Source organism: Streptomyces sp. NPDC041135 (assembly GCF_055592085.1).
The window spans coordinates 234946-247628 of sequence record NZ_JBVIYZ010000008.1; the positions used below are offsets into that span (position 1 = coordinate 234946).

Annotated in this window: 9 protein-coding genes and 1 tRNA gene; 5 read left to right on the forward strand and 5 right to left on the reverse strand. The window is 70.5% G+C overall.

Annotation, left to right across the window (positions count from 1 at the left end):
* Positions 1–38: 38 nt before the first annotated feature.
* A complete protein-coding gene (purF, locus tag ACZ6CZ_RS20925; RefSeq protein WP_469023142.1) occupies positions 39–1568 on the forward strand; it encodes an amidophosphoribosyltransferase in 1530 nt (509 codons plus the stop codon).
* Positions 1569–1602: 34 nt separating this feature from the next.
* The gene (gene purM, locus ACZ6CZ_RS20930; RefSeq protein WP_469023145.1) at positions 1603–2703 is read left to right on the forward strand and encodes a phosphoribosylformylglycinamidine cyclo-ligase; all 1101 of its coding nucleotides are present in this window, start codon (positions 1603–1605) and stop codon (positions 2701–2703) included.
* An 82-nt stretch (positions 2704–2785) separates the two neighbouring features.
* Here the strand turns inward: purM and ACZ6CZ_RS20935 are convergent, their stop codons facing one another.
* On the reverse strand, positions 2786–3037 hold the full coding sequence (locus ACZ6CZ_RS20935) for a DUF3073 domain-containing protein (RefSeq protein WP_469023148.1): 252 nt from the start codon (positions 3035–3037) through the stop codon (positions 2786–2788).
* Positions 3038–3357: 320 nt separating this feature from the next.
* Positions 3358–4467: a Leu/Phe/Val dehydrogenase gene (locus tag ACZ6CZ_RS20940; RefSeq protein ID WP_469023151.1), complete on the reverse strand. Its 1110-nt coding sequence runs from the start codon at positions 4465–4467 to the stop codon at positions 3358–3360.
* 200 nt (positions 4468–4667) lie between these two features.
* On the opposite strand from ACZ6CZ_RS20940, the gene ACZ6CZ_RS20945 reads away from it, so the two are divergent.
* The gene (locus ACZ6CZ_RS20945) at positions 4668–5510 is read left to right on the forward strand and encodes a DUF8083 family protein (RefSeq protein WP_469023155.1); all 843 of its coding nucleotides are present in this window, start codon (positions 4668–4670) and stop codon (positions 5508–5510) included.
* 564 nt (positions 5511–6074) lie between these two features.
* Entirely contained in the window at positions 6075–6281 is a 207-nt protein-coding gene (gene bldC / locus ACZ6CZ_RS20950; protein WP_003949541.1) for a developmental transcriptional regulator BldC, read from the forward strand.
* Between the two features lie 486 nt (positions 6282–6767).
* On the opposite strand, the gene ACZ6CZ_RS20955 is transcribed toward bldC, so the two are convergent.
* The 3 genes from ACZ6CZ_RS20955 to hrpA form a co-directional block, all read right to left on the reverse strand.
* On the reverse strand, positions 6768–7100 hold the full coding sequence (locus tag ACZ6CZ_RS20955) for a DUF6274 family protein (RefSeq protein WP_469023158.1): 333 nt from the start codon (positions 7098–7100) through the stop codon (positions 6768–6770).
* A gap of 137 nt (positions 7101–7237) precedes the next feature.
* A tRNA-Asp gene (locus ACZ6CZ_RS20960) sits at positions 7238–7312 on the reverse strand.
* 94 nt (positions 7313–7406) lie between these two features.
* On the reverse strand, positions 7407–11378 hold the full coding sequence (hrpA, locus tag ACZ6CZ_RS20965) for an ATP-dependent RNA helicase HrpA (RefSeq protein WP_469023160.1): 3972 nt from the start codon (positions 11376–11378) through the stop codon (positions 7407–7409).
* A gap of 183 nt (positions 11379–11561) precedes the next feature.
* Between hrpA and ACZ6CZ_RS20970 the strand changes: the two genes are divergently transcribed.
* Positions 11562–12620 carry an ABC transporter permease gene (locus ACZ6CZ_RS20970; protein ID WP_469023163.1) on the forward strand — a complete coding sequence of 353 codons (1059 nt, stop codon included), beginning with the start codon at positions 11562–11564 and terminating at the stop codon, positions 12618–12620.
* The last annotated feature ends 63 nt before the right edge of the window (positions 12621–12683 follow it).

Sequence of the window (12683 nt, forward strand, 5' to 3'; positions counted from 1 at the left end):
ATTCGGACCAGTGGTCGACCTCGCCTACACTCGGTGGTGTGCCACGTGGTGACGGTCGACTCAATCACGATCTGCTCCCCGGTGAGAAAGGCCCCCAGGACGCTTGTGGCGTCTTCGGTGTCTGGGCTCCGGGCGAAGAGGTCGCAAAGCTCACGTACTTCGGGCTCTACGCCCTCCAGCACCGGGGCCAGGAATCCGCGGGAATCGCGGTCAGCAACGGCTCCCAGATCCTCGTCTTCAAGGACATGGGCCTGGTCTCCCAGGTCTTCGACGAGACCTCTCTAGGTTCGCTCCAGGGCCACATCGCGGTCGGACACGCCCGCTACTCGACCACCGGTGCCTCCGTGTGGGAGAACGCCCAGCCGACGTTCCGTGCCACCGCGCACGGCTCCATCGCGCTCGGTCACAACGGCAACCTGGTCAACACGGCGCAGCTCTCCGAGATGGTCGCCGACCTGCCCAAGGACACCAACGGCCGCTCGACCCGGGTGGCGGCCACCAACGACACCGACCTGCTGACGGCCCTGCTGGCCGCCCAGGTCGACGAGGACGGCAAGCCGCTGACCATCGAGGAGGCCGCGCACGCGGTCCTGCCGAAGGTGCGCGGCGCGTTCTCCCTCGTCTTCATGGACGAGCACACCCTCTACGCCGCCCGTGACCCGCAGGGCATCCGCCCGCTGGTCCTGGGCCGCCTGGAGCGCGGCTGGGTGGTGGCCTCCGAGTCCGCCGCCCTGGACATCTGCGGCGCCAGCTACGTCCGGGAGATCGAGCCCGGCGAGTTCGTGGCGATCGACGAGAACGGCCTGCGCACCTCGCGATTCGCGGAAGCGAAGCCCAAGGGCTGTGTCTTCGAGTACGTCTACCTGGCCCGCCCGGACACCGACATCGCCGGCCGGAACGTCTACCTCTCCCGCGTCGAGATGGGCCGCCGTCTCGCCAAGGAGGCCCCGGCCGAGGCCGATCTGGTCATAGCGACGCCGGAATCCGGCACCCCGGCCGCCATCGGCTACGCCGAGGCCAGCGGCATCCCCTTCGGCGCCGGCCTGGTGAAGAACGCGTATGTGGGGCGGACCTTCATCCAGCCCTCGCAGACCATCCGGCAGCTGGGCATCCGCCTGAAGCTGAACCCGCTGAAGGAAGTCATCAAGGGCAAGCGCCTGGTCGTCGTCGACGACTCCATCGTGCGCGGCAACACCCAGCGGGCCCTGGTCCGGATGCTGCGCGAGGCGGGCGCCGCCGAGGTGCACATCCGCATCTCCTCCCCGCCCGTGAAGTGGCCCTGCTTCTTCGGCATCGACTTCGCCACCCGCGCCGAGCTGATCGCCAACGGCATGACGATCGACGAGATCGGTACGTCCCTCGGCGCCGACTCCCTGGCCTACATCTCCCTCGACGGCATGATCGAGGCGACCACCATCGCCAAGCCGAACCTCTGCCGCGCCTGCTTCGACGGCGAGTACCCGATGGAGCTGCCGGACCCGGAGCTGCTCGGCAAGCAGCTCCTGGAGACCGAGCTGGCGGCCGGTCCGGCGGCCACGGCTGCGTCCGACGCGATCCGTCGCCCGTAAGCCCCGTAGCAACCAACCCGAAAGATCCCAGGCAATGTCTGCTGTGTCAGATCGGTCGTCCTCGACGACGGGCCCTTCCACCGGTGCTTCCTACGCGGCTGCCGGAGTCGACATCGAGGCGGGCGACCGCGCCGTCGAGCTGATGAAGGAGTGGGTGAAGAAGACCCGCCGCCCCGAGGTCCTCGGCGGCATCGGCGGATTCGCCGGCCTCTTCGACGCCTCCGCCCTCAAGCGCTACGAGCGCCCCCTGCTCGCCTCCGCCACCGACGGCGTCGGCACCAAGGTCGACATCGCCCGGCAGCTGGGCGTCTACGACACCATCGGTCACGACCTGGTCGCCATGGTCATGGACGACATCGTGGTGTGCGGTGCCGAGCCGCTGTTCATGACCGACTACATCTGCGTCGGCAAGGTGCACCCCGAGCGGGTCGCCGCCATCGTCAAGGGCATCGCGGAGGGCTGCGTGCTGGCCGGCTGCGCCCTGGTGGGCGGTGAGACCGCCGAGCACCCCGGCCTGCTGGGCGCGGACGACTTCGACGTCGCGGGCGCCGGCACGGGCGTCGTGGAGGCCGACCGGCTGCTGGGCGCGGATCGTATCCGTACGGGTGACGCGGTGATCGCCATGGCGTCCTCCGGGCTTCACTCGAACGGGTACTCCCTGGTCCGCCACGTGCTGCTGGAGCGCGCGGGCCTGTCGCTCGACACGCACCTGGCGGACTGCGGCCGCACCCTCGGCGAGGAGCTGCTGGAGCCCACGAAGATCTACTCGCTGGACTGCCTGGCGCTGACCCGCACCACCGACGTGCACGCGTTCAGCCACGTCACCGGCGGCGGGCTCGCCGCCAACCTGGCCCGGGTGATCCCGGACGGCCTGCACGCGCGCGTCGACCGGGCCACCTGGACCCCGGGCGCGATCTTCGACCTGGTCGGCACGACCGGCGACGTGGAGCGCCTGGAGCTGGAGAAGACCCTCAACATGGGCGTCGGCATGATCGCCGTCGTCCCGGCGGAGTCCACCGAGGCGGCCCTGTCCACGCTGGCCGACCGCGGGGTCGAGGCATGGGTCGCGGGCGAGGTCACCGCGCGCGGCGACCAGGAGACCGGCGCCGAGCTGGTCGGGACCTACGCGCACTGATCACGGCGCTGTCCGGATCTGCGGACAGCACAGAACCCGGTCGGTGGCAGTGCCACCGACCGGGTGAGTGCTCAGTACAAGGTCAAGCGCCGCGACGGTGTTGTGAAGGACCTTGATCCTCGTCCTCGTCGTCGTCCCCATAGAGGTCGGCGTACCGAGAGTAAAGATCGTCCTCATCATGCTCATCGTCCTCGAACGGCTCGCCGTTCGGCGGCTGGCTCGAAGTCGATGCGCCCAGTTCACTGGCCAGACGTGACAGGTCAGTCCCACCGCTGTTGTACTTCAGCTGGCGGGCGACCTTTGTCTGCTTGGCCTTGGCCCGGCCGCGCCCCATGGCTCGACCCCCTCGGTGACGGGGCTCGACGGCCCCAGAGTCTGACACGCGTTCATGATCCGGAACGGACCCTCCGCAGAGAGGCCGGTCCGTAGGGCTTCCACGGTACCTGAGCCCGCGCCCATACGGTACGTCGCCCGCAGCACGCGCGTGTGCACAGGACCCTCGAGGTGCCCTGTCCTCGCTGGTCAGTGGCGATTTTAACCACTTATCGGGGTACGACCCGCCGGTGGAAGTGAGAGTTCTCTCTAAGTTCCCGCCGACGGGTACCGCTCACTTGTGCGATCGGGCGCGCGATCGGACCCCCGGGCCGGCCCGGATCAGCGGGCCACCACGCTCCCGGCCCGCTCCTCCGCCATCCGCTGCTCGGCGATCCGGTCGGCCGCCGCGGCCGGCGGAATCCCGTCCTGCTTCGCACGTGCGAATATGGCCAGCGTGGTGTCGAAGATCTTCGCGGCCTTCGCCCGGCACCGCTCGAAGTCGAAGCCGTGCAGCTCGTCGGCGACCTGGATGACACCGCCGGCGTTCACCACGTAGTCCGGCGCGTAGAGGATCCCGCGGTCGGCGAGGTCCTTCTCCACACCCGGGTGGGCGAGCTGGTTGTTGGCCGCGCCGCACACCACCCGGGCCGTCAGCACCGGCACGGTGTCGTCGTTCAGGGCGCCGCCGAGCGCGCAGGGCGCGTAGATGTCCAGGCCCTCGACGCGGATCAGCGCCTCGGTGTCGGTGACGGCCGTGACGCCCTCGGGGTACTGCTCCAGGACGCGCAGCACGGACTCCGGGCGCACGTCCGTGATCACGACCTCGGCGCCCTCGTCCCGCAGGTGGCGCACCAGGTGGTGGCCCACCTTGCCGACGCCCGCGACACCGACCTTGCGGCCGCGCAGCGAGGGGTCGCCCCACAGGTGCTGGGCGGAGGCGCGCATGCCCTGGTAGACGCTGAAGGCGGTGAGCACGGAGGAGTCGCCGGCGCCGCCGTTCTCCGGGGAGCGCCCGGTCGTCCAGCGGCACTCGCGGGCCACGACGTCCATGTCGGCGACGTACGTGCCGACGTCGCAGGCGGTGACGTACCGGCCGCCGAGCGAGGCCACCATGCGCCCGTAGGCGAGCAGCAGCTCCTCGCTCTTGTCGCGCTCGGGGTCTCCGATGATCACGGCCTTGCCGCCGCCGTGGTCCAGGCCGGCCATGGCGTTCTTGTACGACATCCCGCGCGCCAGGTTGAGGGCGTCGGCGACGGCCTCCGCCTCGGTCGCGTACGGGTAGAAGCGCGTACCGCCGAGGGCCGGGCCCAGGGCGGTGGAGTGGATGGCGATCACGGCCTTGAGGCCGCTTGCGCGGTCCTGGCAGAGCACGACCTGCTCGTGGCCCCCCTGATCCGAGTGGAACAGGGTGTGCAGGACCTCAGCGGGTGCGCCGGTTACGTCGGTCACGGTGGTGACTCCTCGGTATGTGCGGCGGTCGAAAGACCAGCTCCCGTGCGGGTGGCGGGTGCCGTGGGATGAGCGTAGAGCCTGCGCCCACACACCATCCGCGCAGTGTTCAGGATCACTCTCCGGGGCCGCGCGCGCACGCATCCGCGTGGCACGATTCGCAGGTGTTTCGAGGCGGGTCGGAGGGGGAGTGAGCAGGCGTGCCCAAGGTGTCCTCGGTGGTCGTCCCCTACGCCGCGTATCTGCGCGTGTACGAGCCGCTGGCCGCCTTCCCGGAGGCGGAGCGCGAGCACTGGGCCCGGTACGCCCGCCGCCCCGAGCGCCCCTCCTACCAGGACGAACTGCGCCGCTCGCTGGCCGACTTGCTGCCCACCCCGCCGGTGGCGGTGCCGGTGCACGAGAGTGCCGACGCCTTCGTGCTGGAGGCCGACGGGGTGGTCTGCGTCTGCCCCTGGCGCACCCGGCTGCGCGGCTGGCAGGCCCTGGACGGCCTCGCCGAGGAGCTTCCGCCGCCCGTCCTGGACGCGGTGCTGCCCCCGCTGGTGCGCCACCAGGCCGCCCAGGACTACGAGCGCTGGCTCGTGCGCAACCCCGACGCCCGCCCCTGGATCCGCACCGCGACCTGGCAGGTCCCGCTGAACTGGTTCGTGCTGGTCTCCGACGAGGAGCGCCGGTTCGACGAGGGCACCCGCGAGGTGCCGCCCATGCTGCGCTACCGCACGCCGATGGTGCAGGCCAGGCGCCGGGTGGCCCGGGGGCTGCGCACGCTGCGGGACACGGTGGCCGAGGGGCCGCTGATCGACGGCCTGCTGGACGTGGGCCGCTGGCTGGAGGAGTTCCACCCGCGCTCGCTGGTGGAGCTGGACTACGGCGGCCTGGTGCACACCGTCCCGGCCGGCGAGCTGGCGGACGACCACTCGGCGGCCGACGTGGCCGAGGGCATCGACGCGCTGCGCCGGGGCGACGAGGCGGCGGCGGGCGCGGCGTACGCGCGGCTGGCGGAGCGGTGGCGGTCGGTCCGGGACCGCCGGTCGGCGAACTGACGCACACCCGGCACCGCATAAGTGACACGCGTCACAGCTGAGACGGCGTCGAACAGCGTACGGTCAAGCCCACTTCAAACGAACGGACGGGACGTTGGCCCCGATCCGGGCGTTTGTGTCAAGGCTGGAGCAAGGGTGACGGACCGCACGTACGGGGCCCTTGCGTCCCTTCCCCCTCCCCATGCCAAAATAGGACAAGGAGCCCGGGGAGGGCTCCTTCTGTCCACGTGTGCTGCACTGTGGGCGGATTCTCAGCATTGCACGCTTTGGGGGGTCTGATGCCTGGTCTGACGCCTCCTGATCGCCCTGTGACTGATCGTCACAGTGGCGTGACTGTCCGCTATGGCATGGTCCATCGGCTTCCGTCGCTGATGAACACCTGGGAGGGCAATTCCATCGGTTTGGCCGACGCGGCTGGACAGATGGTGTAGTTGTAGTGCCGAGGACAAGCCGTTCGTCCTATAACCGACTCGACTCGCGTCCGCCATTTCGGGCAACGCGGGTCAAGGTGCAGAATTTAGAGGAAAGAACCGAGAAGGTTCGGTTCTCCCGAGGAGGCCGCTCATGACCGCTCGCACCCCTGATGCCGAGCCGCTGCTGACCCCGGCTGAGGTCGCCACCATGTTCCGTGTGGACCCGAAGACGGTCACGCGGTGGGCGAAGGCCGGCAAGCTCACTTCGATCCGTACGCTCGGCGGGCATCGGCGCTACCGCGAGGCCGAGGTCCGTGCTCTGCTCGCGGGCATCCCGCAGCAGCGCAGCGAGGCCTGAACAACTGAATAACCGGGCGAAACGGCTGGTCCCCCAATCGGCCGAGGAGCCCGGACCCCTAGCTCCAAGCGACGCGGGTCCTGCCCCAACAGGCCCCACGCCCAAGCCAAGAGAACGTCACAGGCAGCCAACAGGGTGCGTCGTGGATCGCGCTGGACTCCGCCGGGTCCAGCGCGATCTTTTTTGTGCGCGGCCCGGCCGGAGTCCTGTCGGACTCTGGGCGGCCGTGTCGGTTCCGCTGTGGGGTCTCCTTGAGGCCGGTGCAATTGCACATATTAAATTGACCGGTTGTAGGAGAGGTGTAAGTACCGATGTTTCAAAAACTCATGCGGTGACACCCGTCACATGCCAGGGCGCTTGTTGCCGCTGGCTTATGTGCGCTAGTGGAAGCGGACGCTCCACCACCCCACGGACGGACGGGTGTTGAGCCCGGCGGCGACTCGGCGGCGGCCGGACGCGGTGCGCGGGCGTGCGGCTCGGCGGCGCTCACGCGGTCCGCGGGCTTCCGTTCTCGGCGCCGTCCGCCGCCACGGCGTCCACGCCGTCCGTCACGGCCGTCCGCGCGGTGGAGGGATCACCGTCCTGCGCGCCCGGCGCCTCCCGGGCTCCTGCGGCCCCGGGCGCCCCTGACGCCTCCTCGGCCCCCTCCGGCTCTCCGGCGGCCTCCCAGGGCTCAGCGGCGCAGGGAGGGGCGTCCATCGCCAGCCGCAGCAGCCGGCGGCAGACCGGACAGCGGCCGGTGTGGTGGCGGTAGCCCGAGGCGGCCGCCAGATGCGCCCGCAGGAGTGCCCCTGTCTCGTGCCTGACCGATGCCGCCATCCGCCACCTCCAGGACCGCACAGCGGAACGAGCCCTGTTCCTTGGGTACCGACGGAATGTGACGCCGTCAAGACCGAGGCGGCGGCCCGGACACGACGAAGGCCCGCGCCTCGGATGAGGGCGGGCCTTCTGCACTGCGGTCCTGACGGGATTTGAACCCGCGGCCTCCACCTTGACAGGGTGGCGAGCACTCCAAACTGCTCCACAGGACCAGGTTTCGCGGCACTTGGTGTTGCGCTGTGCTGCGAGAAGGACTGTACAGGAGGGTGAGCCCCCTGGTCGAACTCACCCACCGTGCCGCCCCCGTCACGGCACGGCCGCGTCGATCGCCTTCACGATCCGCTTGTCGGACACCGGGTACGCCGTGCCCAGCGCGTGGGCGAAGTAGCTCACCCGCAGCTCCTCGATCATCCAGCGGATGTCCAGCACCGAGGAGGGCACCGGCCGTCCGGCCGGCAGCTGCTCCAGCAGCCAGGCGTACTCGTCCTGCATCTCGTGCACCTTCTGCATCCGGGTGGTGTCCCGCTGCACGCTGGTCGGCATCTGCTGCAGCCGCCGGTCCGCCGCCACCAGGTAGCGCATCAGGTCCGGCAGCCGGCGTATCCCCGCCCACGTCACGAACCCGGGCTTCACCAGCTCGTCCAGCTGCTTGCGCACGTCCGCCAGGTTGGCCAGCAGCACGGGGCTGCGCACGGCCTTCAGCCGCCGTTCACAGGCCTGCCAGGCGGCCAGCACCTGCTCCACCTGCCCGACCGTCCGCACGGTCGTGTCGACGATGTCCGCGCGCACCTTGTCGAACAGCTTCCGGTACGACTCCTCGTCCCAGGCCGGGCCGCCGAAGTCCCTGATCAGCTGGTCGGCCGCGGCGGTCGCGCAGTCGTCGAACAGGGCCTGGACCGAGCCGTGCGGATTGGCGGACAGGGCGAGCTTCTGGGCGTTCGTCAGCTTCTCGGACGCGAACTTCGCGGCGTTCACCGGGATGTTGCGCAGGATGAGCCGCCGGGTGCCCCGCCACATCGCCGCCGCCTGCTCCGCCTCCGTGTCGAACAGACGGACCGAGACCGTGCCGGCCGCCGGTCCGTCGTCGACCAGCGCCGGGTAGGCCTTCACCGGCTGCCCGGCCCGGCGGGTCTCGAAGACCCGGGGGAGGGAGCCGATCGTCCAGTCGGTCAGGCCCGAGCGCTCCACCGACTCCCCGCCCTGCCGCTCGGCGGTGGCCGCGGCGGCCTGCGAGAGCGCCTGGCGGGCCTTCGGCTTCAGGCGCAGCTTCAGCGCCTGAAGGTCCTTGTCCTCCGCCAGTTTGCGGCGGCGCTCGTCGACGATCCGGAAAGTGATCTTCAGATGGTCGGGAACCCTCGCCCAGTCGAAGTCGTCCGCGTCGAAGGGCACGCCGACCATCCGCTTCAGCTCGCGGGCCATCGTCACCGTCAGCGGCTCCTGGAGCGGCACCGCCCGCTCCAGGAACGCCTTGGCGTAGTTCGGCGCGGGCACGTAGTGGCGGCGGACCGGTTTGGGCAGCGAGCGGATCAGCTCGGTGACGACCTCTTCCCTGAGGCCCGGGATCTGCCAGTCGAAGCCCTCGTCCGTCACCTGGTTCAGCACCTGCAGCGGGACGTGCACGGTGACGCCGTCCGCGTCCGCGCCCGGCTCGAACTGGTAGGTGACGCGGAACTTCAGCGGCCCCTGGCGCCAGGTGTCCGGATAGTCGGCCTTGGTGACCGCCTCCGCCGACTCCCGGATGAGCATCTCCCGCTCGAAGTCCAGGAAGTCGGGCTGCTCGTGCCGCTTGTGCTTCCACCAGGAGTCGAAGTGGGCACCGGAGACGACGTGTTCGGGCACCCGCTGCTCGTAGAATTCGTACAGCGTCTCGTCGTCGACCACGATGTCCCGGCGCCGGGCGCGGTGCTCCAGCTCCTCGACCTCGCTCAGCAGCCGGCGGTTGTCGGCGAAGAACTTGTGGTGCGTGCGCCAGTCGCCCTCGACGAGCGCGTTGCGGATGAACAGCTCGCGGCTGACCTCCGGGTCGATCCGGCCGTAGTTGACCTTCCGGTCGGCGACGATCGGCACGCCGTACAGCGTCACCTTCTCGAACGCCATCACGGCCGCCTGGTCCTTCTCCCAGTGCGGTTCGCTGTACGTCCGCTTGAGCAGGTGCCCGGCGAGCGGCTCGACCCACTCCGGTTCGATCCGCGCGTTGACCCGGGCCCACAGCCGGCTGGTCTCCACCAGCTCCGCCGACATCACGAAACGCGGCGGCTTCCGGAAGAGGGCCGAGCCCGGGAAGATCGCGAACTTGGCGTTCCGGGCGCCCAGGTACTCGTTCTTCGCGCCGTCCTTGACGTCCTTCATGCCGATGTGGGACAGCAGACCGGCCAGCAGGGACACGTGGACGCGGTCGCCGGGCGCGTCCTCCTCGTTGAGGTGGATGCCCATCTGCTTGGCGACCGTGCGCAGCTGGCTGTAGATGTCCTGCCATTCGCGGATGCGCAGGAAGTTGAGGTACTCCTGCTTGCACATCCGGCGGAAGGACGACGAGCCGCGCTCGCGCTGCTGCTCGCGGACGTAGCGCCACAGGTTGAGGAAGGCGAGGAAGTCGCTGGTCTCGTCCTTGAAGCGGGCGTGCTGCTGGTCGGCCTGGGCCTGCTTCTCCGCCGGGCGCTCGCGCGGGTCCTGGATGGACAGCGCGGCCGCGATCACCATGACCTCGCGGACACAGCCGTTGCGGTCGGCCTCCAGGACCATCCGGGCCAGTCGCGGGTCGACGGGCAGCTGGGCGAGTTTGCGCCCGGTCTCCGTCAGCCGCTTGCGCGCGTCCTTCTGGGCGGGGTCCAGCGCGCCCAGCTCCTGAAGCAGCTGCACGCCGTCGCGGATGTTGCGGTGGTCCGGCGGGTCGATGAAGGGGAACTTCTCGATCTCGCCGAGGCCGGCCGCGGTCATCTGCAGGATGACGCTCGCCAGGTTGGTGCGCAGGATCTCGGCGTCCGTGAACTCCGGGCGGGCGAGGAAGTCGTCCTCCGAGTACAGCCGGATGCAGATGCCGTCGCTGGTCCGGCCGCAGCGGCCCTTGCGCTGGTTGGCGCTGGCCTGCGAAACCGGCTCGATCGGCAGCCGCTGCACCTTGGTGCGGTGGCTGTAGCGGGAGATGCGGGCGAAGCCGGGGTCGATGACGTACTTGATGCCGGGCACGGTCAGCGAGGTCTCGGCGACGTTCGTCGCCAGCACGATCCTGCGCCCGGTGTGCGGCTGGAAGACGCGGTGCTGCTCGGCGTGCGACAGCCGGGCGTAGAGGGGCAGCACCTCCGTGAACCGGTACTTCTTCTTCTCCAGGGCGTCCGCGGTGTCCCGGATCTCCCGCTCGCCGGAGAGGAAGACCAGGATGTCGCCCTTGCCCTCCGCCATCAGCTCCTCGACGGCGTCGGTGATGGCGGTGATCTGGTCCCGGTCGGCGTCCGCCGCGTCTGCGCCCCCTTCGGGGACCTCCTCCAGCAGCGGCCGGTAGCGCACCTCCACCGGGTACGTCCGCCCGCTCACCTCGACGATCGGCGCGTCGCCGAAGTGCCGGGAGAAGCGCTCGGGGTCGATGGTCGCGGAGGTGATCACGACCTTCAGGTCCGGCCGCCTGGGCAGCAGCTGGGCCAGGTAGCCGAGCAGGAAGTCGATGTTCAGGGACCGCTCGTGGGCCTCGTCGATGATGATCGTGTCGTAGGCGCGCAGCTCGCGGTCGGTCTGGATCTCGGCGAGCAGGATGCCGTCCGTCATCAGCTTGATGAAGGTGGCGTCCGGGTTCACCTGGTCGGTGAACCGCACCTTCCAGCCGACGGCCTCGCCCAGCGGCGTGTCCAGCTCCTCGGCGACCCGCTCCGCGACGGTGCGGGCGGCGATCCGGCGGGGCTGGGTGTGCCCGATCATGCCGCGGACGCCGCGGCCCAGGTCCAGGCAGATCTTCGGGATCTGGGTGGTCTTGCCGGAACCGGTCTCACCGGCGACGATCACGACCTGGTGGTCGCGGATGGCGGCCGCGATGTCGTCCTTCTTCTGGCTGACCGGGAGCTGTTCGGGGTAGCTGACGACGGGCAGGCGGGCGCGCCGCTCGTCCATCCGTGCCTCGGCCTTGCCGACCTCGGCCTCGATCTCGGTGATGACGGCGGCGCGGGCCTCGGGCTTGCGGATCTTGCGCGCGCCCTCGAGCCTGCGGCCCAGCCGGTGGCCGTCGCGCAGCGACAGTCCGGTCAGGCGGGAGGCGAGGGAGCCGAGGGCGGAGGCGGGATGCGTAGACATACGCCCTCCAGGATCTCACCTCGGCCGAACGACCGGCGAACGATTTGCCGGCGGGCCTGTCCGGCCGCGGCGGGGCGGGGCCGGGCAGGGCCGCCGGGCGTGCCGCTCGCGGGGCCCCGGGAGGGCCGGAGACGGGTGGTCCCGACGAGAAGGACGGTGGCGAGATGATCTAGCGTGGGGTGTATGTCGGAAACGTCGCACGGGGCTCACGGCCGCTCACCCACCCGCGCCGAGCGCTGGGCGGCGTTCCGGGAGTCCCCGTTCCTGCCCGCGACCGTGCTGCTGCTGATCCTCGGCGCCGCGGCCGGGCTCTTCGCCGGTTCCTACACGTACGCCATGGCCAACCCGACCCCGCACACCATCCCCACCGCGGTCGTCGGCGCCGGTGACGGACCGGCGGGCCGGCGGTTCATCGACGGCATGGAGCAGGCGCTGCAGGCCTCACTGCGGTTGCGGCGGTACGGCAGCCGGGCGGCCGCGGTGCGGGCGGTGGACGAGCAGAAGGTGTTCGCGGTGGTCGAGGCGCCCCCCGGCGGGGGGACCATCACCCTGGACGTGTCCGGGGCGTCCGGCGCGACGGTCGCGCAGCTGCTCGGGGAGGCCGCGCTGAAGGTGGGCGAGTCCACCGGCACCCCCGTGGTGATCCGCGACCTCAACCCGCTCCAGCGGGGCGATCCGCGGGGGCTGGCGATCTTCTACATCTCCCTGGCGGCCGTCATCATCGGCTTCGTCGGCGCCATCCAGCTCAGCGTGCACGCGCGGGCCCTCAACCCCCTGGAGCGCATCGCGTTCACCGCCGCCTACTCGCTGCTCGGCGGGTTCGTCATCGCCGCGGTCGTGGACTGGCTGCTGGGGGCGCTGGACCTGCCGTTCGTGGAGTCCTGGCTGATCCTGGCCCTGACGATGTTCGCCTCCGGCATGGTGTTCACGATGTTCAACACCCTGGTCGGACGCTGGGCCATGCTGCCGACCTGGGGCCTGATGGTCCTGCTCGGCAACCCCTCCTCCGGCGGCGCCGTCTCCTGGCCGCTGCTGCCGTCCCCGCTCGGGATCATCGGCCGCTGGCTCCCGCCCGGCGCCTCGGTGAACGCCCAGCACACCGCCGTGTACTTCGCCGGACACCAGCACGCCTTCCCGTTCCTGGTCCTGGCGGGCTGGGCGGTCGTCTCCTGCGCGGTCTTCCTCACCTGGCGCCACCGCCACCCGGGCGGCCGCCCCAGCCAACCGGCGCACGCGGCTTAAATGAGTCGGGGGGACCTTCCGGCATACGCGAACACCCCCGCCGGAGGGTTTCCGGGCGGGGTG